Source organism: Pseudomonas sp. 18175, from assembly GCF_050432925.1.
In the GTDB taxonomy this organism is placed as follows: Bacteria; Pseudomonadota; Gammaproteobacteria; order Pseudomonadales; family Pseudomonadaceae; genus Aquipseudomonas.
Map to the genome: position 1 here is coordinate 262,425 of NZ_JBKFTO010000007.1, position 20,784 is coordinate 283,208.

Annotated in this window: 23 protein-coding genes; 1 reads left to right on the forward strand and 22 read right to left on the reverse strand. The window is 59.1% G+C overall.

Features of this window, described 5'->3' with window-relative positions:
- Window positions 1-10: 10 nt before the first annotated feature.
- The 21 genes from ACLD1Y_RS12495 to trmJ all read right to left on the reverse strand — a co-directional run bounded on the left by ACLD1Y_RS12495 (window position 11) and on the right by trmJ (window position 19,052).
- A complete protein-coding gene (locus ACLD1Y_RS12495) occupies window positions 11-802 on the reverse strand; it encodes an amidohydrolase (protein ID WP_429478262.1) in 792 nt (263 codons plus the stop codon).
- Window positions 790-1,938 carry a pyridoxal phosphate-dependent aminotransferase gene (locus ACLD1Y_RS12500; protein WP_429478263.1) on the reverse strand — a complete coding sequence of 383 codons (1,149 nt, stop codon included), beginning with the start codon at window positions 1,936-1,938 and terminating at the stop codon, window positions 790-792. The genes ACLD1Y_RS12495 and ACLD1Y_RS12500 overlap by 13 nt, the downstream gene beginning before the upstream one ends.
- A gap of 135 nt (window positions 1,939-2,073) precedes the next feature.
- On the reverse strand, window positions 2,074-3,543 hold the full coding sequence (gene der / locus ACLD1Y_RS12505) for a ribosome biogenesis GTPase Der (RefSeq protein WP_122489126.1): 1,470 nt from the start codon (window positions 3,541-3,543) through the stop codon (window positions 2,074-2,076).
- Window positions 3,544-3,968: 425 nt separating this feature from the next.
- Window positions 3,969-5,120 carry an outer membrane protein assembly factor BamB gene (gene bamB, locus ACLD1Y_RS12510; RefSeq protein ID WP_429478264.1) on the reverse strand — a complete coding sequence of 384 codons (1,152 nt, stop codon included), beginning with the start codon at window positions 5,118-5,120 and terminating at the stop codon, window positions 3,969-3,971.
- A complete protein-coding gene (locus ACLD1Y_RS12515; RefSeq protein WP_015885737.1) occupies window positions 5,113-5,754 on the reverse strand; it encodes a YfgM family protein in 642 nt (213 codons plus the stop codon). The genes bamB and ACLD1Y_RS12515 overlap by 8 nt, the downstream gene beginning before the upstream one ends.
- Before the next feature lie 41 nt (window positions 5,755-5,795).
- Entirely contained in the window at window positions 5,796-7,085 is a 1,290-nt protein-coding gene (gene hisS, locus ACLD1Y_RS12520) for a histidine--tRNA ligase (RefSeq protein ID WP_192299562.1), read from the reverse strand.
- A gap of 21 nt (window positions 7,086-7,106) precedes the next feature.
- A complete protein-coding gene (gene ispG / locus ACLD1Y_RS12525; RefSeq protein WP_101272844.1) occupies window positions 7,107-8,216 on the reverse strand; it encodes a flavodoxin-dependent (E)-4-hydroxy-3-methylbut-2-enyl-diphosphate synthase in 1,110 nt (369 codons plus the stop codon).
- 2 nt (window positions 8,217-8,218) lie between these two features.
- Entirely contained in the window at window positions 8,219-9,196 is a 978-nt protein-coding gene (locus ACLD1Y_RS12530; protein WP_429478265.1) for a RodZ domain-containing protein, read from the reverse strand.
- Complete coding sequence (gene pilW / locus ACLD1Y_RS12535; protein WP_429478266.1) at window positions 9,196-9,954, reverse strand: type IV pilus biogenesis/stability protein PilW; 759 nt, start codon at window positions 9,952-9,954, stop codon at window positions 9,196-9,198. Before pilW ends, ACLD1Y_RS12530 begins: the two co-directional genes overlap by 1 nt.
- 12 nt (window positions 9,955-9,966) lie before the next feature.
- Window positions 9,967-11,115: a 23S rRNA (adenine(2503)-C(2))-methyltransferase RlmN gene (gene rlmN, locus ACLD1Y_RS12540; RefSeq protein WP_429478267.1), complete on the reverse strand. Its 1,149-nt coding sequence runs from the start codon at window positions 11,113-11,115 to the stop codon at window positions 9,967-9,969.
- Window positions 11,116-11,144: 29 nt separating this feature from the next.
- Window positions 11,145-11,570, reverse strand: coding sequence for a nucleoside-diphosphate kinase (ndk, locus tag ACLD1Y_RS12545; protein WP_003175956.1), 426 nt, complete (start codon window positions 11,568-11,570; stop codon window positions 11,145-11,147).
- 92 nt (window positions 11,571-11,662) lie between these two features.
- Entirely contained in the window at window positions 11,663-11,863 is a 201-nt protein-coding gene (iscX, locus tag ACLD1Y_RS12550) for a Fe-S cluster assembly protein IscX (protein WP_122489134.1), read from the reverse strand.
- A 14-nt stretch (window positions 11,864-11,877) separates the two neighbouring features.
- The gene (gene fdx / locus ACLD1Y_RS12555) at window positions 11,878-12,219 is read right to left on the reverse strand and encodes an ISC system 2Fe-2S type ferredoxin (RefSeq protein ID WP_017736823.1); all 342 of its coding nucleotides are present in this window, start codon (window positions 12,217-12,219) and stop codon (window positions 11,878-11,880) included.
- Window positions 12,220-12,222: 3 nt separating this feature from the next.
- Window positions 12,223-14,085 carry a Fe-S protein assembly chaperone HscA gene (gene hscA, locus ACLD1Y_RS12560; protein ID WP_429478268.1) on the reverse strand — a complete coding sequence of 621 codons (1,863 nt, stop codon included), beginning with the start codon at window positions 14,083-14,085 and terminating at the stop codon, window positions 12,223-12,225.
- 53 nt (window positions 14,086-14,138) lie between these two features.
- On the reverse strand, window positions 14,139-14,660 hold the full coding sequence (gene hscB, locus ACLD1Y_RS12565; RefSeq protein WP_078050105.1) for a co-chaperone HscB: 522 nt from the start codon (window positions 14,658-14,660) through the stop codon (window positions 14,139-14,141).
- An 8-nt stretch (window positions 14,661-14,668) separates the two neighbouring features.
- Complete coding sequence (gene iscA / locus ACLD1Y_RS12570; protein ID WP_003175963.1) at window positions 14,669-14,992, reverse strand: iron-sulfur cluster assembly protein IscA; 324 nt, start codon at window positions 14,990-14,992, stop codon at window positions 14,669-14,671.
- Between the two features lie 28 nt (window positions 14,993-15,020).
- Window positions 15,021-15,407 carry a Fe-S cluster assembly scaffold IscU gene (gene iscU / locus ACLD1Y_RS12575; RefSeq protein WP_028617851.1) on the reverse strand — a complete coding sequence of 129 codons (387 nt, stop codon included), beginning with the start codon at window positions 15,405-15,407 and terminating at the stop codon, window positions 15,021-15,023.
- A 99-nt stretch (window positions 15,408-15,506) separates the two neighbouring features.
- Window positions 15,507-16,721, reverse strand: a complete 1,215-nt coding sequence (locus ACLD1Y_RS12580) for an IscS subfamily cysteine desulfurase (protein WP_017736827.1) — start codon at window positions 16,719-16,721, stop codon at window positions 15,507-15,509.
- A gap of 50 nt (window positions 16,722-16,771) precedes the next feature.
- Window positions 16,772-17,263, reverse strand: a complete 492-nt coding sequence (iscR, locus tag ACLD1Y_RS12585; protein ID WP_003194020.1) for a Fe-S cluster assembly transcriptional regulator IscR — start codon at window positions 17,261-17,263, stop codon at window positions 16,772-16,774.
- 233 nt (window positions 17,264-17,496) lie between these two features.
- Window positions 17,497-18,279 carry a serine O-acetyltransferase gene (gene cysE, locus ACLD1Y_RS12590; RefSeq protein ID WP_429478269.1) on the reverse strand — a complete coding sequence of 261 codons (783 nt, stop codon included), beginning with the start codon at window positions 18,277-18,279 and terminating at the stop codon, window positions 17,497-17,499.
- A gap of 2 nt (window positions 18,280-18,281) precedes the next feature.
- The gene (gene trmJ, locus ACLD1Y_RS12595) at window positions 18,282-19,052 is read right to left on the reverse strand and encodes a tRNA (cytosine(32)/uridine(32)-2'-O)-methyltransferase TrmJ (RefSeq protein WP_429478270.1); all 771 of its coding nucleotides are present in this window, start codon (window positions 19,050-19,052) and stop codon (window positions 18,282-18,284) included.
- Window positions 19,053-19,197: 145 nt separating this feature from the next.
- Here trmJ and suhB point away from each other — a divergent pair, with 145 nt between their 5' ends.
- Window positions 19,198-20,013 (forward strand): type III secretion system regulator SuhB, encoded by an 816-nt coding sequence (gene suhB, locus ACLD1Y_RS12600; RefSeq protein ID WP_003175971.1) that lies wholly within the window; start codon window positions 19,198-19,200, stop codon window positions 20,011-20,013.
- Window positions 20,014-20,157: 144 nt separating this feature from the next.
- Here the strand turns inward: suhB and ACLD1Y_RS12605 are convergent, their stop codons facing one another.
- On the reverse strand, window positions 20,158-20,700 hold the full coding sequence (locus ACLD1Y_RS12605) for a glycine zipper 2TM domain-containing protein (protein ID WP_053257883.1): 543 nt from the start codon (window positions 20,698-20,700) through the stop codon (window positions 20,158-20,160).
- Window positions 20,701-20,784 lie beyond the last annotated feature (84 nt).

Consider the following 20,784-nt stretch of genomic DNA (forward strand, 5'->3'; position numbering starts at 1 on the left):
ATGCGGTATGTCAGACAAACTGAAAGTTATCGGCATCCAGATTCGCCGGAAACCGTGTGCGATACGCCGCCAACTCTGCCGCATCCAGGCACACCTGAAACACGCCATCCGCCTCCCCCGCACTCAGCAGGGTCTCGCCCTGAAAGTCCAGCACTTGGCTGTCACCGGTGTAGGCAAAGCCCTTGCCGTCGGTGCCGACCCGATTCACCGCCGCCACGTAACACAGGTTCTCGATAGCCCGCGCCGGCAGCAGACGGTTCCAATGCAAGCGCCGCGCCCCCGGCCAATTGGCGGTGTACAGCAGCAGATCGGTGTCCTGGGCATCGCGACTCCAGACCGGGAAGCGCAGGTCGTAGCAAATCAGCGGTCGAATGCGCCAGCCCTTCAATTCGAACTGCACTTGGCGCTCACCGGGGGTGTAGTGATTGTGTTCACCCGCCATACGGAACAGATGGCGTTTGTCATAGTGCAACACCTCACCATCCGGCCGCGCCCACAGCAGGCGGTTGCGGTGGCTGCCGTCGGCGGCCTGGATGATCACACTGCCGGTGATCACCGCGTTGTACTTGGCCGCCTGGGCCTGGAGCCAGCGATGGGTCGGGCCGTGTTCCGGCTCGGCGAGCGTGGCCGACTCCATGGAGAAACCGGTGGTGAACATCTCCGGCAACACGATCAGGTCAGCGCCCCGGGCCTGCTCCAGCAGCAGCTCAAAATGCTCAAGATTGGCTTGACGGTCATGCCAGACCAAGCTGGTCTGCACCAGGGCGATGTTCAGATTCGACAATGCACTCAGATCACGCATAGTTTTTCGGCCGCTTGTCGCAGCGTCTCCTCGCGTTTGGCAAAGCACAAGCGCACCAGGCGCTGGCCTTGGGGTGGGGTCTGGTAGAACACCGAGACAGGAATGGTCGCCACGCCGTGTTCGCGGGTCATCCACAGGGACATGGCCACGTCGTCCAAGTCCGGGCGGATCTGTGAGTAATCCACTAGTTGGAAGTAGGTGCCGGTTACTCGGCTAAAGCTGAAGCGGGACGGCGCCAACAGGTCGCAGAACAGGTCGCGCTTGGCCTGGTAGAAGGCTGGCAACTCGTCCACGTGTTCCGGGTGGTCGGCCATGAAGTCGGCCAACGCGAACTGCAACGGCGTCACACCGCAGAAGTTGACGTATTGGTGCACCTTCCGCAGTTCGGCAGTCAGAGCGGGCGGCGCAACCACGTAGCCGGTTTTCCAGCCGGTGACGTGGTAGGTCTTGCCAAAGGAGCTGACCACGAACGCACGCTGATACAGTTCTTCGTGGGCCAATACGCTGACGTGAGGCACGCCATCGAATACCAGGTGTTCGTAAACCTCGTCACTGACCAGGTAGATATCGCGGTCGCGGATCAACTCGGCCAACTGGTCCAGCTCGGCACGGCTGATCAAGGCGCCTGTGGGGTTGTGTGGGGTGTTGAGGATGATCATGCGTGTGCGTGGCGACAGCGCCGCCTTGATCTGCTCAAAGTCCAGCGCAAAGCCTTGCAGGCTCAACTGCACATGCACACAACGCCCACCCGCCAGTTCGACCGAAGGTTCGTAGCTGTCGTAGCTGGGGTCGAACACGATGACCTCATCGCCAGCGCGAATCACGGCCTGGATCGCACAGAAAATGGCGGCGGTGGCCCCCGGGGTGATGGTCACTTCGCTGTCGGCATTCACGGTGGCGCCATAGCTGCGGGCGATCTTGGCCACCACTTGCTGACGCAGCGCCGGCAGGCCAGTCATTGGAGAGTATTGGTTATGCCCTCTGGCAACGTGCTTGCCCACCGCATCGAGCAAACCCTGGGGGCCATTGAAGTCCGGGAAGCCCTGGGACAGGTTGAGCGCGCCGGTTTCGGCAGCGAGTTGCGACATGGTGGTGAAAATAGTCGTGCCGACATTCGGCAGCTTGCTGGTGATCATCGAAAGGCCCCTGCAGGTGAGCCCCAAGTTTTAAGCTGCCCGTTGCATCGGGTCAAGGTACAAACCGTCGCGTACAAAAAAGGGCTCCAAAGGAGCCCTCTCTTGCAGCTTGACGCTTACAACTTGAAGCTGCCGTTATTTCTTATCACGGCGCTTCTTGTCGGCCTTCTTGTGGTGAGTCATCAAACGACGCTTCTTGTTCACCTGACGGTCAGTCAGTGTGTTCTTGTTGCCTTCGTATGGGTTCTCACCGCCCTTGAACTCGATACGGATCGGCGTACCGACCAGTTTCAAGACACGGCGATAGGTGTTTTCCAGGTAACGCACGTAGGACTTTGGCACCTTCTCGATCTGGTTACCGTGGATCACGATAATCGGCGGGTTGGCACCACCCAAGTGGGCGTAACGCAGTTTGATCCGGCGGTTGTTGACCATCGGCGGCGCGTGCTCGCCAACGGCGTCTTCCAGGATCTGGGTGAGGCGGTTGGTCGGCCAGCGGGTAACCGCGGACTTGAACGAGTTCTGCACGGACGCGTAGAGGTTGCCCACGCCGGTACCGTGCAGTGCCGAGATAAAGTGGATATCGGCGAACTCAACAAAGAACAGGCGGCGCTGCAGCTCGATCTTGACGAAATCGCGCTCGCTCGGCGTCATGCCGTCCCACTTGTTGATTGCGATCACCAGGGCGCGACCGGCTTCCAGGGCAAAGCCCAGCAAGTTGAGGTCGTGGTCCACCACGCCTTCGCGGGCGTCCATCACAAAGATCACCACGTTGGCGTCTTTGATCGCTTGCAGGGTTTTGACCACGGAGAACTTTTCAACTTCTTCGTGGATCTTGCCGCGCTTGCGCACACCGGCGGTGTCGATCAGCGTGTACTTCTCGTCATTACGCTCAAACGGGATGTAGATACTGTCACGGGTGGTGCCGGGCTGGTCATAGACGATAACCCGGTCTTCACCGAGCATACGGTTGACCAGAGTCGACTTGCCAACGTTCGGGCGGCCGATGATAGCGATCTTGATACCGTCTTTTTCGCTCGGGCCAGGAATGCGCTTGGCTTCCTCGCCTTCGGCAACGATTTCTTCTTCGCCTTCTTCTTCCTCGGCATCATCCTTAGGGAAATCACGCAGGGCGATTTCCAGCATCTGGGTGATACCACGACCGTGGGCACCGGCGACCGGGATCGCGTCGCCCAGGCCCATCGGGCTGAATTCGGCACGGGCCGCCTCAGGATCGATGTTGTCGATCTTGTTGGCGATCAAGTAGGAACGCTTGTTGCGCTTGCGCAGGTGCTCGCCAATCATTTGGTCGGCAGCGGTGTAGCCCGCACGGGCGTCCACCAGGAACAACACGACATCGGCTTCTTCAATGGCGAGCAGGGACTGCTCGGCCATTTTTTCGTCCATGCCATGCTCGTCACCGGAGATACCACCGGTGTCGACAATAATGTAGGAGCGCCCTTGCCACTTTGCCTCACCGTATTGGCGATCACGGGTCAGACCGGACAAGTCGCCAACGATGGCGTCACGAGTCCTGGTCAGGCGGTTGAACAAGGTGGACTTGCCGACGTTAGGTCGGCCCACCAGGGCGATTACGGGAACCATGCGGCTCTCCACTTCGTTATTTCAGAAAATACAAAAGCCGCTGCATGGCAGCGGCTGGTGCTCGACTGTAGGAGCGAGCTTGCTGTGGCGAGGGAGCTTGCTCCCGCTGGGCTGCGCAGCAGCCCCAAAACCATATGATCGAGACACATCAGGTGTATCCGGTTAGCCGGTTTGGGAGCGCTTCGCACTCCAGCGGGAGCAAGCTCCCTCGCCACATGTTGCTGGCTCCTACAGGTGAAGCTGCTTGAGGGTCACCCCCAAGCATAGTTCTTACTTGATGGTCAGGGCTTCCAGCTTGCCGCTGTTGCCAAACACATAAAGCATGTTACCCACGACCAGCGGACGAGCACGCAGGCCGNTCCCTCGCCACATGTTGCTGGCTCCTACAGGTGAAGCTGCTTGAGGGTCACCCCCAAGCATAGTTCTTACTTGATGGTCAGGGCTTCCAGCTTGCCGCTGTTGCCAAACACATAAAGCATGTTACCCACGACCAGCGGACGAGCACGCAGGCCGTCGCTGTCGATACGCTCGCGACCGACAAAGCGACCGTCCACCTGGCTCAGCAGGTGCAGGTAGCCTTCAAAGTCGCCGACCGCAACGTAGCTGGAGAACACTTCTGGTGCCGACAGCTGACGGCGGGCCAGGGAATCGTTGCTCCACAGTGCAGTGGTGGAACGCTCGTCGACACTTTCAACAGTGCCGGACGCCAGGCTTACGTAGACGCTGCCAAACCCTTGGGCGACACCCGCGTAGCTGGAAGCATCACGCTGCCAGTTGACGCGACCGCTCTGCAGGTCCAGTGCTGCTACGCGGCCCTGGTAAGTGGCGACGTAGAGGGTTTCACCCGACAGCAGCAGGCCGCCGTCGATGTCCACTACGCGATCCAGTTCGGAACGACCTTGTGGGATAGCCACACGGGTTTCCCAGGCCGGCACGCCGTTCTGGGTATCGAGGGCGACTACTTTACCGGTGGACAGGCCTGCAACGGCCAGATTGTTGGTCACAACCGGACCACTGGTACCGCGCAAGGTCAACACCGCTGGGGTGCTGTCGTACAACCAACGCTGTTCGCCGGTGCTGGCGTCGAGGCCGATCACACGGTCGTCCTGGGTTTGCACCACGACGATATCGCCGTTGGTGGCAGGCGGTGCGAGCACTTCACTGGTCACGCGAGCGCGCCATTTCTCTTCACCGGTGCTGGAATCCAGGGCAACCACTTCGCCCTTGAGCGTGCCAAGCATCACCAAGCCGTAACCCACGCCAACGGCGCCGGATACAGGCAGTTCAAGGTCTTTCTTCCACTTCACGTCACCGTTCATGCGATCCATCGAGATCACAACGCCGGTCACGTCAGCGGCCACAATGCTGTCACCGTCGATTGCCGGTACCAACATGTTGTAGGTGTCACCCTGGCCGTCACCGATGGAGCGGCTCCACTGCTTTTGCAAGACCACTTCTTCTTTGAAGCTGGTCAGCTCCGCAGGCGGCAGTTCTTTTTTACTGTTGCTGCTGCAACCCGCGGCCAGAACGGCCAGAGCCAGCAATGCTGCATGTTTCCAACGGATCACGTCACGCATCCCCTTTGGCCAAGTCGTCCAGCTTGATTTGTAAGCCACCGACCGCCGCTTCATCAGACAGCGCCGCCTTGGCTTTTTGGTACGCAGCATTGGCTTCGTCGGTACGACCCAATTGGACCAATAGGTCGCCCTTGAGCTCTTCGCGAGTGGCTACAAATGCCTTGTCAGCATCGCCGTCGAGCAACTTGAGTGCTTCGTCAGCCTTGTTCTGTGCCGCCAGTACTTGAGCCAGGCGCTGACGTGCGATTTCACCCAGGGTCGGGTTGGTCGGTTTGTCGGCGATGGCCTTCAGTTCTGCGGCTGCGTCATCCAGCTTGCCGGTATCGACCGCAACTTTCGCGACGAACAGGCTGCCGTATTGGGCGTAGGTGCTACCGCCAAATTCGTTTTTCAGCTTGCCGGCCAGGTCTGCAACTTGCGCAGGGTCTGGCTTGCCGTCTGGCGTCAGCGTGGTTTCCAGCAATTGTTGATAGAGGATCGAGGCGCCTTGGGACTGGTTGGCCTGATACTTGGTCCAGGCTTGCCAGCCGAACACCACCACTAAAGCCAGCAGGCCGCCAGTAACCAGGGGCTTGCCGTTACGCTGCCACCAGTCCTTGAATTCGGCCAGTTGCTCATCATCAGTACTCGACACCCCAATACTCCTTAATCGCTAAATTCGGCTGTTCGACAGCTTCAACCCTGCACAACGCAGGTGGCCAAGTGCGCAGCGAGCGCATCAAAGGCAATGTTCTGTTGCTCGCCCTGGCCACGCAGGGGTTTGAAACCTATCACTTGCTGGGCCAATTCGTCATCGCCGAGGATCAGTGCATACAGCGCACCGCTCTTGTCGGCTTTCTTGAACTGGCTCTTGAAGCTGCCGGCGCCGGCATTGACCTGCAGGCGCAGGTTGGGCAGTTGGTCGCGGACTTTTTCGCTCAAGGCCAGGGCAGCCAATTCGGCGGCCTCGCCAAAAGCACAAAGGTACACGTCCACCTGCCGGGAGATTTCTTCCGGGACCTTCTCCAGGGTTTCCAGCAGCAGGATCAGGCGCTCGATGCCCATGGCAAAGCCCACGCCAGTGGTCGGCTTGCCGCCCATCTGCTCGACCAGACCGTCGTAGCGCCCCCCAGCGCACACAGTGCCCTGGGCGCCGAGTTTGTCGGTGACCCACTCGAACACGGTCTTGCTGTAGTAATCGAGGCCACGCACCAGCTTGGTGTTGATCACGAACGGAATACCGGCCGCATCCAGGCGAGCTTTGAGGCCCTCGAAGTGAATGCGCGATTCGTCGTCCAGGTAGTCGGCCATTTTCGGCGCGTTGACCAAAACGGCCTGGGTATCGGCGTTCTTGGTGTCCAGAACGCGCAACGGGTTGGTTTTCAGACGGCGCTGGCTGTCTTCGTCCAACTTGTCCAGGTGGGCCGACAGGTATTCGACCAGGGCCACTTTGTAGCGACCGCGGGATTCGCTGGTGCCCAGGCTGTTGAGTTCAAGCTTGACTGCGTCGCGGATGCCCAGCAGGCCCCACAGGCGCCAGGTCAGCACGATCAACTCGGCGTCGATGTCCGGGCCATCAATGTTGAACACCTCCAGGCCGATCTGGTGAAACTGGCGATAACGGCCTTTCTGCGGACGCTCGTGACGGAACATCGGGCCGATGTACCACAGTTTCTGCGGCTGGCCAGCACCGGTGAGGCCGTGCTCAAGCACAGCGCGCACGCACGCAGCGGTACCTTCCGGACGCAGGGTCAGGGAGTCGCCGTTGCGGTCTTCAAAGGTGTACATCTCTTTTTCAACGATGTCGGTCACTTCACCGATGGAGCGCTTGAACAGCTCGGTGAATTCGACGATCGGCATGCGGATCTGCTTGTAACCGTAGTTATCCAGCAGGCGCGCGACAGTGCTCTCAAAGTAGCGCCACAGCGGCGTCTGCTCAGGCAGGATGTCGTTCATGCCACGAATGGCTTGCAGAGACTTGCTCACATCAAATCCTTAAATTCGTTCTTAGCCGCGCGCGATCAGCGCTGCGTCAGCCGCGACCTTCTCGGCCGCTTTCTCGCGGATCAGCCTTTCGAGCTCATCCACCAGATTGTCATTCGTCAACTTCTGCGACGGCTTGCCGTCGATGTAAATCAGGTTCGGTGTGCCGCCGGTCAGGCCCACATGGGCCTCTTTGGCTTCGCCCGGCCCGTTGACCACGCAACCGATCACCGCAACATCCAGCGGCACCAGCAGGTCTTCAAGGCGCAATTCCAGGTCGTTCATGGTTTTCACCACGTCGAAGTTCTGCCGCGAACAGCTCGGGCAGGCAATGAAATTGATACCACGGGAACGCAAACGCAGGGATTTGAGAATGTCGTAGCCGACTTTCACTTCCTCTACAGGGTCTGCCGCCAGCGAGATGCGGATAGTATCGCCAATCCCTTCGGCGAGCAGCATACCGAGACCCACCGCAGATTTCACTGTGCCTGAGCGTAAACCGCCCGCTTCAGTGATACCCAAGTGCAGTGGCTGCACGATTTCCTTGGCCAGCAGGCGGTAGGCTTCTACGGCCATGAACACGTCAGAGGCCTTTACGCTGACCTTGAAGTCCTGGAAGTTCAAGCGCTCAAGGTGTTCAACGTGGCGCAATGCAGATTCGACCAGCGCTGCCGGGGTGGGCTCGCCGTATTTCTTCTGCAGGTCTTTTTCCAGGGAACCGGCGTTGACGCCGATGCGGATTGGAATGCCGCGATCACGGGCAGCATCCACCACGGCGCGTACACGGTCTTCGCGACCGATGTTGCCCGGGTTGATACGCAGGCAATCCACACCCAACTCGGCTACACGCAAAGCGATCTTGTAGTCGAAGTGAATGTCGGCAACCAACGGCACCTTGACCAGTTGCTTGATACGGCCGAAGGCTTCGGCGGCGTCCATGTCTGGCACGGATACGCGCACGATGTCCACGCCAGCGGCTTCCAGACGGTTGATCTGGGCAACGGTGGCGGCCACGTCATTGGTGTCGCTGTTGGTCATGCTCTGTACCGCGATGGGGGCATCGCCACCCACTGGCACAGAGCCAACCCAGATCTTGCGCGATACGCGACGTTTGATTGGAGATTCGCCGTGCATGACTATTGTCCCAACTTGAGGCGAGCGGTCTCGCCACTGGTGAACGGCGCCACGTCTACAGGCTGGCCGTTGTAGGCCACTTGCGCGCCACGGGCAAAGCCCAGACGCAGCGTCAAAGGAGGCTTGCCGGCCTGGTCGAGCGTATCTCCCTTACGCTTGAGACCGCTGAACAGCACTTTGCCGTTGCCATCGGTGACTTGCGTCCAGCAATCAGCAATGAAGGTAACTTGTACGCGACCGTCACCGGCGATCAACTCTGGTGTGGTGGGCGGCGAAATCGCAGGGGTGGCTGGAGCAGCAGCTACAGGGGTTTGCACCGCTGCGGCCGGGGCATGGGCAACAGGAGCGGCTGGCGCTGCCACAGGCGCTGTCGGTGCAACCGCTGCCTGCGCCGGAGCTGTTTGCGGAGCAGTTTGCTCAGTGACAACCGGGGTTTCAGGCGCTACTTGGCCTTCTGCAACTGCCTGGTCTTCTGGCTCGTCCAACGGATGAATCTGGGTGGTGCCGTCGGCGCTTTCGACCTCGACATGTTCCATCGCGTTGCTGGTCAGGTCCTTGGCGCGCTGGGACGTCTGGTCTTGCCACCAGACAAAACCGCCGCCGATCACGGCAATCAACAGCAACAAGCTGACAATGCGCAAAATGGTGTGTGAAACCCGTACAGGCTCTTCGATGCGCCCCAAACCGTGAACATTACTGCCCTGGGAGTCGGTACCGGTGAACTGGTCGAATTCCTGGACTAGGATGGCCTGATCGATACCGAGCAATTTGGCATAGGCGCGGATATAGCCGCGGGCAAACGTGTGCCCAGGCAACTTGTCGAACGCGCCGGCTTCCAGATTGCCAAGGGAGGTGGTGGTCAAATTGAGCTTGAGGGCCACTTCCGCCAGCGACCAACCATTGCTTTCGCGGGCCTGACGCAAGGTGTCGCCTGGGTTTACGCGATTAGCTGCTACAACTTCCGGGTGCGCCGCTTTCATCATTGCTCCGACAGGTATTGCTGATATTCCGGCGTACCGGGATAGAGTCGTTCGAGTTGCTGGCCAAACCGTGCGGCCGTGTCGTGTTCTTCATGAACCGTCGCCAACCGCACGCCGAGCAATAGACTACGTGCATTTTGCCCGCTGAGCAGGCTAAAACGCTCGTAATACTCACGTGCCGGCACATAATGCCTGTCATCAAAGGATAACTCAGCCATTTCGAGCAGCGCCCGAGGCTGACGGCCGTTCAGATGCAGGGCTTTTTCCAGCTGCTGGCGGGCGCTGTCGCGCTGGCCGAGGCGTGCCGACGTCACTCCGAGGTTCTCGAATACACGGGAACGCTCAGGATAAAGGGTATCGGCGCTGGCTTGCTGGAAATAAAGGGCGGCCTGGTCATAACGTTTCTGCTCGAACAGGAAGCTGCCGTAGTTGTTCAGCAGCCGCGGATCGGCAGGTCGGACGGCGAGGGCCTTGTGAAAATACTGATCGGCCACTGCTGGCTCGGCCTGCGCCTGGAACACCAGCGCCAGGGCGGCATTTGCATCCGCATCGTTGCTGTCCAGTTCAAGGGCCTTTTTCAACGGCACTTTGGCCTGCTCACTCATGCCTTGTTGCAGGTAACCCAAGCCCAATTGCACATAGGCAATTCGCGCCTCATCACGACCTTTACCGGTTTGCATAGGGCGGTCATGGCCCGATGAAACACAACCGGCCGCAAGACCGGTAAAAAGCAAAAGCAGCGCAAGGCGCAAGGGCATAGAGATCCTCTCTCAGATTCGATTCACAGCAATCAGCGGCAAATCGTCGGCGGCGTTCAATTCGCGTCCGGCGATATAACGCTCACTGCGGCGGGTGCGGTCCATTACCTGCCCAACCAATTGACCACAGGCGGCGTCGATGTCTTCACCACGGGTGGTGCGCACGGTGACGTTGTAGCCAGCCTGGTGCAATTGATCCTGGAAACGGCGGATGGCGTTGTTGCTCGGCCGCTCGTAACCAGAATGCGGAAACGGGTTGAACGGGATCAGGTTGATCTTGCACGGGGTGTTCTTGAGCAACTCGATCATCTCTACCGCGTGCTCGACCTTGTCGTTGATGTCTTTGAGCATCGTGTACTCAATAGTCAACACACGTTTCTCGCCCAAGGTCGCCATGTAACGCTGGCAGGATTCGAGCAGCATCTTAAGCGGATATTTCTTGTTGATCGGCACCAATTGATTACGCAATGCGTCATTCGGTGCGTGCAGCGACAACGCCAGGGAGACGTCGATGTGCTTGGCCAGCTCATCGATCATCGGTACCACGCCGGATGTGGACAGGGTCACGCGGCGCTTTGAGATGCCGTAGCCCAGGTCGTCCATCATCAGGTGCATGGCCGCAATGACGTTGTCGAAGTTCAGCAGCGGCTCACCCATGCCCATCATCACCACGTTGGTGATGGCACGGTCGACGGTTGCCGGGACGCTGCCAAAGGATTTGTTGGCAATCCACACCTGGCCGATGACTTCGGCGGCGGTGAGGTTGCTATTGAAGCCTTGCTTGCCGGTGGAGCAGAAACTGCAGTCCAGGGCACAGCCTGCCTGGGACGAAACGCACAAGGTGCCGCGCTTGCCCTGGGGAATGTACACGGTCTCGACGCAGCTGCCGGACGCCACGCGCACCACCCACTTACGGGTGCCGTCGCTGGAGATGTCCTCGCTGACCACTTCGGGACCACGGACCTCAGCAATGGCCTTGAGCTTGTCGCGCAGGGCCTTGCTGACGTTCGTCATGGCGTCGAAATCGTCGACGCCAAAGTGGTGAATCCATTTCATTACCTGACCGGCACGGAAACGCTTCTCCCCGATTGAGTCGAAGAATTTCTCCATTTCCGGCTGGGTCAGACCCAGCAGGTTGGTTTTAACAGTCGATGTAGTCATGGATTCACCCTCACTCTTTAAGCCAATGCTTAGCGAGCGGTTACTTCAGTAGCAGCGAAAAAGTACGAGATTTCGCGAGCAGCGGCAGCTTCGGAGTCCGAGCCGTGTACAGCGTTGGCGTCGATGGATTCAGCGAAGTCAGCACGGATGGTGCCGGCAGCAGCTTCTTTAGGGTTGGTAGCGCCCATCAGCTCACGGTTCAGAGCGATAGCGTTTTCGCCTTCCAGAACCTGAACAACAACAGGACCGGAGATCATGAAGGCAACCAGGTCGCCGAAGAAACCACGAGCGCTGTGCTCAGCGTAGAAGCCTTCAGCTTCAGCTTTGGACAGTTGCTTGAGTTTCGAAGCTACAACCTTCAGGCCGGCTTTTTCGAAACGAGTGGTGATCTCGCCGATGACGTTTTTTGCAACAGCGTCAGGCTTGATGATGGAGAAAGTACGTTGAACAGCCATGGTGTAACTCCAGAAACGGTAATTTACGAAAAATTAAACCCGCGAATTATACGCGGGTTATTGGGTATTGCCTAACTGCGTAAAAAGGCGGCTCAGTCTGCTTCTTCAATCCACAGGCCTTGAATCGCCTCCAGGACCTTTTCGCCACCCCGGTCTGGGATGTCGTCGAAGTCCGGCAGCTCCAGCACCAGATTGCGCAACTTAACGAAGTTGACCGTCAGAGGATTGACCTCAGGATGGGCTTCAGCAAGTTGTATAGCGATTTCTTGTACATCAACCCATTTCAGGCTCATGACATTTCCTTGAATCAATGCGGCGCTTCGGCTGCATGGTTGAGGGAATATTTTGGAATTTCGACGGTGATGTCTTCCGTGCCGACCTTTGCCTGACAGCTTAGGCGCGAATGCGCTTCCAGGCCCCAGGCACGATCAAGAAAGTCCTCTTCCAGCTCGTCGGCTTCTTCCAGGGTGTTGAAACCCTCGCGGATGATGCAGTGACACGTGGTGCAGGCGCAGACGCCGCCACAGGCACTTTCGATCTCGATGTGGTTGTCGTGGGCAACTTCGAGGATGGACTTGCCGGTCTCAGCCTCCACAACCATACCGTCCGGGCAATGCTCGGCGTGTGGCAGAAAAATGACCTGCGGCATTAATTATTCCTCGATTTCATTCAGGTTGCGTCCCGCCAGGGCGGCTTTTACCGTCTGGTCCATACGACGGGCGGCAAAGGCATCGGTCACTTGCGACAGACGCTTGGTCTGCTGCTCGATGGCATAACCATCGGTGCCTTTCATCAATTCGGCCAGTTCCTGCATCTGCAGGTCGATGACCATGCGTTCTTCCGCGTCCAGCAGGCGCTCGCCGTCGACGTCCAAGGCGCCCTGCACCGCTTCGAGCAGGCGCTGGGCATCGACTTGCTGCTCACGCAACACGCGGGCGACCTTGTCGTCACCGGCATACTGGAACGAGTCCTTGAGCATCTTGGCGATTTCGCCGTCGGTGAGGCCGTAGGACGGCTTGACCTGGATGCTGGCTTCAACACCCGAGCCCAATTCACGCGCCGCAACGCTGAGCAGGCCATCGGCATCGACCTGGAAGGTCACGCGAATCTTCGCCGCACCGGCCACCATCGCCGGGATGCCGCGCAATTCGAAGCGCGCCAGGGAGCGGCAGTCGCTGATCAGCTCGCGCTCACCTTGCAGCACATGAATCATCATGGCCGTCTGGCCATCTTTGTAGGTCGTGAAGTCTTGGGCACGGGCGACGGGGATGGTGGTGTTGCGTGGAATCACCTTCTCCATCAGGCCGCCCATGGTTTCCAGGCCCAGGGACAACGGAATCACATCGAGCAGCAGCAGTTCGCCACCGTCGCGTTTGTTGCCGGCCAGGGTATCGGCCTGGATGGCAGCGCCAATGGCGACCACTTGGTCCGGGTCGATTTCAGTCAATGGCTCACGACCAAAGGCTTCGGCGACGGCTTCACGAACACGGGGTACGCGGGTAGAACCGCCCACCATGACCACAGCACCGACGTCTTCCAGCTCGATACCGGAATCACGTACGGCGCGGCGGCAGGCTTTCAGGCTGCGGGCGACCATCGGCTCAATCAGCGAATCGAAGGCTTCGCGAGTCAGCTGGGCCGACCAGTTACCGTAGGACACTTCAACAGATGCCGCGTCAGTGAGCGCTTCTTTAGCCGCGCAGGCAGTTTGCAGCAGTTTACGCTGGGCGCCCGGATCAAGGTCGGCAGACAAACCAGCACTGCTGATGATCCAGCCCGCGATGGCGTGATCGAAGTCATCGCCGCCCAGAGCGCTGTCGCCACCGGTGGCCAGCACTTCAAAAACACCGCCAGTCAGGCGCAGGATCGAAATATCAAAGGTGCCGCCACCCAGGTCGTAGATGGCAACCAGGCCTTCGGCGTGCTGGTCCAGGCCGTAGGCCACGGCAGCAGCTGTCGGCTCGTTGAGCAGGCGCAGCACGTTCAGACCGGCAAGTTTCGCCGCATCCTTAGTGGCTTGGCGCTGAGCGTCGTCGAAGTACGCCGGAACGGTAATCACCGCACCGACCAGTTCGCCGCCCAGAGTGGACTCAGCGCGCTGGCGCAGCACCTTGAGGATATCAGCCGACACTTCTACCGGGCTTTTCGGGCCCTGAACGGTGTCGATGAACGGCATATGGGATTCGCCGCCCACAAAGCGGTATGGCAGCTGGTCGCCCAATTGCTTGACGTCGGACAGACCACGACCCATCAAGCGCTTGACCGACAACACGGTGTTGAGCGGGTCAGTAGACGCTGCCAACTTGGCCGACTCACCAACTTCGGTGCGGTCAGCGTGATAGCGCACAGCGGAAGGCAGGATCACCTGGCCGTCAGCATCGGGCAACGGCTCGGATAGGCCACTGCGCAAGGCAGCAACCAGGGAATTGGTGGTGCCCAGGTCAATCCCGACCGCCAGGCGACGCTGGTGCGGTTGAGGGCTTTGGCCGGGTTCGGCGATTTGCAGTAGGGCCATGGTAATCAGGTCTTATCTGTCTATCAGGCGTGCATCACGGGCAGCACACGGGGTTAATCGTCGAGGCGCTCTTCTAGCTGGCGCACTTCGTAGGTGAGCTTGTCGAGGAACTGCATGCGCCGCATCAGGCGTTCGGCCTGTTCACGTTGCGCTGCGTCATTCCAACAGGCTGCGAAGCTTTCGTTCAGTTCATCCTGGGCCGTTTTCAGACGACGCTTGAAGACTGCGACACCGGCCAGATCGGCTTCGTCCTGCAAGTCTTCGAGTTCTTCGCGCCACTGCATCTGCTGCATCAGGAAGTCCGGATCATGCACGGTGACTTCAAGGGGCAACTCACCACCGTTCATCGCGAGCAGGTAACGCGCGCGTTTCGGGGGGCTTTTGAGGGTCTGATAGGCTTCGTTGAGGCTGGCCGATTGCTCCAGCGCCAGGCGTTGCTCACGCTCGGAAGCGTCAGCGAAGCGGTCCGGATGCACCCCACGCGCCAATTCTCGGTAGCGCGTGGCAAGCTGCTCGAGGTCCAGCCGAAAACTCGGCTGCAGCTCGAATAAAGCGAAATGACAAGGAGTACCCACGAATAGCCTCAGATGTTGAAGCTTTCGCCGCAGCCACATTCACCGCGCACGTTGGGGTTGTTGAACTTGAAGCCTTCGTTCAACCCTTCCTTGACGAAATCGAGTTCGGTGCCGTCCAGGTAGGTCAGGCTCTTAGGGTCGATGATCACTTTCTCGCCGTGACTTTCGAACACCTGGTCTTCCGCAACCACCTCGTCGACGAACTCCAGCACATAGGCAAGGCCGGAACAGCCCGTGGTGCGAACACCCAGACGAATCCCCTCACCTTTACCGCGCCCATTCAGGGAGCGGCGAATGTGCTGCGCAGCCGCTTCTGTCATGCTGATAGCCATCGTTGACTCCTTACTCGTCGCCAAATGCTTAGATCAAGCCTTTCTTCTGCTTGTAGTCGCGAACGGCCGCCTTGATGGCGTCTTCAGCGAGTACGGAGCAGTGGATTTTCACTGGCGGCAGCGCCAGTTCTTCGGCCAGCTGGGTGTTGCTGATGGTGACAGCCTCATCCAGGGTCTTGCCTTTCATCCATTCGGTCGCCAGGGAGCTGGAGGCGATGGCCGAACCGCAACCGTAGGTCTTGAACTTGGCGTCTTCGATAACGCCAGCGTCGTTGACCTTGATCTGCAAGCGCATCACGTCGCCGCACGCCGGGGCGCCGACCATGCCGGTGCCGACGTCTGGGTCTTCCGCGTCCATCTTGCCGACGTTACGCGGGTTTTCGTAGTGGTCGATGACCTTTTCGCTGTAAGCCATGGTACTGAATCCTCACTCATCAGGGCCGCTCTGGAACCCTGTAGAAACGCCTGCGTTTTCCGCCACGTTCCTACAGAGCTTGGGTGGCGGCTTCTATATTTAGTGTGCCGCCCACTCGATCTTGGAAATGTCGACACCGTCTTTGTACATGTCCCACAGTGGCGACAGGACGCGCAGCTTGTTAACCGCTTCGCAGACTTTCTGCGCGGCGTAGTCGACTTGCTCTTCGGTGGTGAAACGGCCGAACGTAAAGCGGATCGAGCTGTGTGCCAGTTCGTCGTTGCGGCCCAGGGCGCGCAATACATACGAAGGCTCAAGGGACGCCGAGGTGCAGGCCGAACCGGACGAAACCGCCAGGTCCTTGAGCGCCATGATCAGCGACTCGCCTTCGACGTAGTTGAAGCTCAAATTCAGGTTGTGCGGTACACGGGCGGTCATGCTGCCGTTGATGTACAGCTCTTCAAGGTTCTCGACCTGCTTGTAGAAGCGGTCGCTCAAAGCCTTGATACGAATGTTCTCGGCAGCCATGTCTTCCTTGGCTACGCGGAAGGCTTCGCCCATGCCAACGATCTGATGGGTGGCCAGGGTGCCCGAACGCATGCCGCGCTCGTGACCGCCGCCGTGCATGGTGGCTTCGATACGCACGCGAGGCTTGCGGCTCACGTACAGGGCACCGATGCCTTTAGGGCCGTAGGTCTTGTGGGCAGAGAACGACATCAGGTCGACTTTCAGCTTCGACAGGTCGATATCGACCTTGCCGGTGGACTGAGCGGCGTCGACGTGCAGCAGGATGCCCTTAGAACGGGTCAGCTCGCCAATGGCTGCGATGTCGTTGATGGTGCCGATTTCGTTGTTCACGTGAATAACGGAAACCAGGATGGTGTCTTCGCGCAGCGCGGCCTCGATCATGGCCGGGGTGACGATACCGTCGGTGGTTGGCTCGAGGTAGGTGACCTCGAAACCTTCACGTTCCAGCTGGCGCATGGTGTCGAGGACAGCCTTGTGCTCAATCTTGGTGGTGATCAGGTGCTTGCCTTTGGTCGCATAGAAGTGCGCCGCGCCCTTGATTGCCAGGTTGTCGGACTCGGTAGCACCGGAGGTCCAGACGATTTCGCGCGGATCGGCGTTGACCAGGTCAGCGACTTGGCGACGAGCGTTCTCGACCGCTTCCTCGGCTTTCCAGCCGAATACGTGGGAACGGGAGGCCGGGTTGCCGAAGTTTCCGTCAACCAGCAGGCATTCGCTCATCTTTTGCGCGACACGCGGATCAACCGGGGTGGTCGCTGAGTAATCAAGGTAAATCGGCAATTTCATGGACTTTCTCCTAAATCAGGCTGGCTGGCGTGCCGTTAGCTCTTCGGCTGTCACTCGACGGCGGACGCTTCGATCTTGTCCAGACGCGGCGCCTTGGTGTTGCAACGGCGCTGGTCCTGACGCTGGGCTACTTCTTGCACCTCACGGCGAGTCACAAGATCAGCCAAGCTGATACCACTCAAAAACTCATGGATCTGCAGGCTCAGGTCACACCACAAGTGGTGCGTCAGGCAGGTGTCGCCGGCATGGCAATCACCCAGGCCCTGGCACTTGGTGGCGTCGACGGATTCGTTGACCGCATCGATCACCTGGGCCACCTGAATGCCCTGCATGTCGCGGGACAGCTGATAGCCACCGCCGGGCCCACGCACACTGGAAACCAGGTTGCTGCGACGCAATTTGGCGAACAGTTGCTCAAGGTAGGACAGGGAAATGCCTTGGCGCTCGGAGATATCGGCCAGGGACACCGGCCCAGTTTGCGCGTGCAAGGCCAGGTCTAGCATGGCGGTCACCGCGTATCGGCCTTTTGTAGTCAGTCTCATGGACAATTACCAAGGTGTTTCAGAATGTGGGCAAGTATGCGATTCCCGAGTATTTAAGTCAACTATAAGACCTAGTACTTTAGTCAGGATTACCCGCAGAAAGGGCGCCGAATAATAGCAGGATGGGGTGGGATCGAACAGCGGGAACAGGACCAACGCCCTATCTCAAGACCAATGGAGATCAAATGTGGGAGCAAGCCCGCTCCCACAGGGTTATGTATCAGCCTTTAGAACTAGCCCGCCTTGGTAGCCGCTTCATCCTTGATCTCGGCGAAGTCTTCTTCGCGCAGCTCAGGCAACTCCTTGGCGCAATAGGGGCTGCCGAGATCCTTCAGCGCACCGCACATCCCTTCCAGCTTGCCATCCACTGCTTGCAAATGGTCGAGCAACTGGCCGATAGCGCGCGCCACAGGGTCAGGCATATCCTCACTGACACCATAGGCATCAAAGCCGATTTTTTCGGCCATGGCCTTGCGCTTGGCTTCCTGCTCGTCGCCGACTTCGGGCTTGACGATGATTCGGCCGGGAATACCCACTACCGTCGCGCCAGGCGGCACGGCCTTGGTTACGACAGCATTGGAACCCACCTTCGCACCCGCACCGACCGTGAAAGGACCGAGCACCTTGGCGCCCGCCCCCACCACCACGCCGTCACCCAATGTCGGGTGACGCTTGCCTTTATTCCAGCTGGTGCCACCAAGGGTCACGCCCTGATACAGGGTTACGTCATCACCGATTTCAGCGGTTTCGCCAATCACAATGCCCATGCCGTGATCGATAAAGAACCGACGCCCCACCTTGGCACCAGGGTGAATCTCGATCCCGGTCAACCAGCGACCAAAGTTCGACACAAGGCGCGCCAGCCATTTCCAGCCCATCCCCCATAAGGCATTGGACAAGCGGTGAATCCAGATCGCGTGCATGCCCGGGTAGCAGGTGAGCACTTCAAAGGCGTTGCGCGCCGCCGGATCACGGTGGAAAACACTCTGGATATCTTCTCGCAAACGCTCGAACATTTTTAATCCTTCCGCTTAAGAAGCTCGCCACGGGCCGCTTTCTGGGTTTCCGTGAGGATGCCACGCAATATATTCATTTCCGCTCGACTGACCGAGCTACGCCCGTACAAGCGACGCAGGCGCGCCATCAAGTGCCGTGGTTTTTCAGGGTCGAGGAATTCGATGGCCACCAGGGTTTGCTCCAGGTGCTCATAGAACCGCTCCAGCTCGTCCATGGTGGCCAACTCGCCACTCTTGGTCGATGCAACCTCGTCCTTTTCCACTTTGCTTGGCTGACCTGCAGCGGCCAACCAGGCCATGCGCACTTCGTAGGTCAGCACCTGCACCGCTGCCCCAAGGTTCAGCGAGCTGAACTCGGGGTCTGATGGAATGTGCACGTGATAATGACATCGCTGCAGCTCTTCGTTGGTGAGGCCGGAGTCTTCACGACCGAACACCAAGGCGATTTCAGCGCCGCCGGCAGCCTCTTCCACCACCTTAGTGCCGCACTCTCGCGGATCCAGCAGCGGCCAAGGGATACGGCGGTCGCGCGCACTGGTGCCCAGCACCAGATTGCAGCCGACCAAAGCGTCTTCCAAGGTGGCGACGACCTGGGCATTGGCAAGGATGTCATTGGCGCCAGATGCACGAGCATCGGCCTCGTGGTGCGGGAACACACGCGGCTCGACCAGCACCAGGCGCGTCAGCCCCATGTTTTTCATGGCTCGCGCCACCCCACCGATATTGCCGGGATGACTGGTATTGACCAAGACGACACGAATGTTTTGCAGCAAGGGAGGCGCTCTCGGACACGGGAAAGGGGAGCAAATCTTACAGAACCGCCTAAGGTTATGCCATGAAAGCTAACGTCGTCCTTCACCTGAAGAAAGTTTCTGCTAGAATGCTCGGCTTTCTTTAACAACCTTAGGTGACACATCCATGCAGCCCATGCTGAATATCGCGCTGCGCGCCGCCCGCAGCGCCAGTGAATTGATCTTCCGCTCCATCGAGCGCCTGGATACCATCAAGGTCGACGAAAAAGACGCCAAGGATTATGTATCCGAGGTGGACCGCGCCGCCGAGCAGAAAATCATCGACGCGCTGCGCAAGGCCTACCCTACCCACGGCATTCTCGGTGAAGAAACCGGCCTGCACAAAGGTAGCGGCGAAGGCGAAGACTACCTGTGGATCATCGACCCACTGGATGGCACCACCAACTTCCTGCGCGGCATCCCGCACTTTGCCGTGAGTATCGCGTGCAAATACCGTGGCCGCCTGGAACACGCCGTTGTACTGGACCCGGTCCGTCAAGAAGAATTCACCGCCAGTCGTGGCCGTGGCGCCCAGCTGAACGGTCGTCGCTTGCGCGTCAGCGGCCGCACCAGCCTGGACGGCGCCCTGCTGGGTACCGGCTTCCCGTTCCGTGACGACCAAATGGACAACCTGGAAAACTACCTGGGCATGTTCCGCGCCTTGGTTGGCCAGACTGCAGGCATCCGTCGCGCTGGCGCAGCAAGCCTGGACCTGGCGTATGTTGCCGCCGGTCGTTTTGATGCGTTTTGGGAGTCGGGCCTGTCCGAGTGGGACATGGCTGCAGGCGCCCTGCTGATCCAGGAAGCAGGCGGCTTGGTGAGCGACTTCACTGGCGGTCACGACTTCCTTGAGAAAGGCCACGTGGTAGCTGGTAACACCAAATGCTTCAAGGCAGTACTGACGGCGATTCAGCCGCACCTGCCGGCTTCGCTGAAGCGTTAAGCGAGCGAGCACAAAAAAAGCACCCTTCGGGGTGCTTTTTTTATGCCTGGGATTTGGTCGTGCCACGGTTGTAGCAACAATACAAAAACAAATGTGGGAGCGGGCTTGCTCGCTCCCACATTTTGATCTACGCCAGGCCCGGGATTACTGCTGGTTTTGACCCAGGATCAGACGGCCTTCTTTGTCGACTGGGATCTGGCCGCCTGGATCGCGATCCATACGCACCGAACCTTCCTTGCCATCCAAGGTGTAACGTACGTCATACCCAACGACCTTGTCGCTGATGTCGTTGACGGTGTTGCAGCGGGTTTGCGTGGTGGTATAGGTGTCGCGATTCTGCATACCTTCCTGAACCTTGTTACCCGCATAACCACCACCGACCGCACCGGCTACGGTGGCCAGCTTCTTACCGTTACCGCCACCGACCTGGTTGCCCAACAGGCCACCGGCCAGCGCACCGACCACTGTACCTACGATCTGATGCTGATCCTGCACCGGCTTCTGCCTGGTCACTGCGACGTCCTTGCAGACCTCGCGAGGGGTTTTGATCTGGGTTTTAACCGGCTGCACCGCCAGCACTTGCGCATACTCAGGGCCGCTTTTTACCAGGCTGTAGGTGGCAACAGCACCCCCGGCAGTCACACCGACAGCACCCAATACCGCACCAACCAGCAACGACTTGTTCACGTGAACCTCCTGACCATCACAAGCGGACCGAAACGTCCGCGCTATACCCAGCCTTGGAGCAAAAAAAAAGGCGCGAGTTCAATA

Coding starts and splice junctions, on each gene's coding strand:
- ACLD1Y_RS12495 (WP_429478262.1), bottom strand. CDS start 802: ATGCGTGATCTGAGTGCATTGTCGAATCTGAACATCGCCCTGGTGCAG.
- iscA (WP_003175963.1), bottom strand. CDS start 14,992: ATGGCTATCAGCATGACAGAAGCGGCTGCGCAGCACATTCGCCGCTCC.
- der (WP_122489126.1), bottom strand. CDS start 3,543: ATGGTTCCCGTAATCGCCCTGGTGGGCCGACCTAACGTCGGCAAGTCC.
- rlmN (WP_429478267.1), bottom strand. CDS start 11,115: ATGACTACATCGACTGTTAAAACCAACCTGCTGGGTCTGACCCAGCCG.
- pilW (WP_429478266.1), bottom strand. CDS start 9,954: ATGCCCTTGCGCCTTGCGCTGCTTTTGCTTTTTACCGGTCTTGCGGCC.
- iscR (WP_003194020.1), bottom strand. CDS start 17,263: ATGAGACTGACTACAAAAGGCCGATACGCGGTGACCGCCATGCTAGAC.
- iscX (WP_122489134.1), bottom strand. CDS start 11,863: ATGAGCCTGAAATGGGTTGATGTACAAGAAATCGCTATACAACTTGCT.
- fdx (WP_017736823.1), bottom strand. CDS start 12,219: ATGCCGCAGGTCATTTTTCTGCCACACGCCGAGCATTGCCCGGACGGT.
- cysE (WP_429478269.1), bottom strand. CDS start 18,279: ATGTTCGAGCGTTTGCGAGAAGATATCCAGAGTGTTTTCCACCGTGAT.
- suhB (WP_003175971.1), top strand. CDS start 19,198: ATGCAGCCCATGCTGAATATCGCGCTGCGCGCCGCCCGCAGCGCCAGT.
- ACLD1Y_RS12580 (WP_017736827.1), bottom strand. CDS start 16,721: ATGAAATTGCCGATTTACCTTGATTACTCAGCGACCACCCCGGTTGAT.
- hscA (WP_429478268.1), bottom strand. CDS start 14,085: ATGGCCCTACTGCAAATCGCCGAACCCGGCCAAAGCCCTCAACCGCAC.
- ACLD1Y_RS12500 (WP_429478263.1), bottom strand. CDS start 1,938: ATGATCACCAGCAAGCTGCCGAATGTCGGCACGACTATTTTCACCACC.
- ispG (WP_101272844.1), bottom strand. CDS start 8,216: ATGCACGGCGAATCTCCAATCAAACGTCGCGTATCGCGCAAGATCTGG.
- bamB (WP_429478264.1), bottom strand. CDS start 5,120: ATGCGTGACGTGATCCGTTGGAAACATGCAGCATTGCTGGCTCTGGCC.
- ndk (WP_003175956.1), bottom strand. CDS start 11,570: ATGGCTGTTCAACGTACTTTCTCCATCATCAAGCCTGACGCTGTTGCA.
- ACLD1Y_RS12530 (WP_429478265.1), bottom strand. CDS start 9,196: ATGAAAGCGGCGCACCCGGAAGTTGTAGCAGCTAATCGCGTAAACCCA.
- iscU (WP_028617851.1), bottom strand. CDS start 15,407: ATGGCTTACAGCGAAAAGGTCATCGACCACTACGAAAACCCGCGTAAC.